General features: G+C 49.6%; 1 rRNA gene. It reads left to right on the top strand.

The features are described from left to right. Positions 1 to 254 (top strand): 23S ribosomal RNA (locus ACX6U0_RS21410); the annotation flags it as partial.

The raw sequence follows: 254 nt of genomic DNA, 5'->3' as shown, positions 1-254 counted from the left end.
GTTGATATTCCTGTACCACCTGATTTCCGTTTGAGCAATGGAGGGACGCAGAAAGATAGGGTAAGCGCGCTGCTGGATATGCGCGTCCAAGCAATTAGGCTGATGTGTAGGCAAATCCGCACATCATTAAGGCTGAGTTGTGATGGCGAGGGAAATATAGTACCGAAGTTCCTGATTCTACGCTGCCAAGAAAAGCTTCTAGCGAGGAAATAGGTGCCTGTACCGCAAACCGACACAGGTAGGCGAGGAGAGAA

The organism is Gottfriedia sp. ABJ_BB2_2, assembly GCF_055484705.1.
The sequence above is the reverse complement of the archived record's forward strand: the minus strand, read 5'-3'. Positions and strand labels throughout refer to the sequence as shown.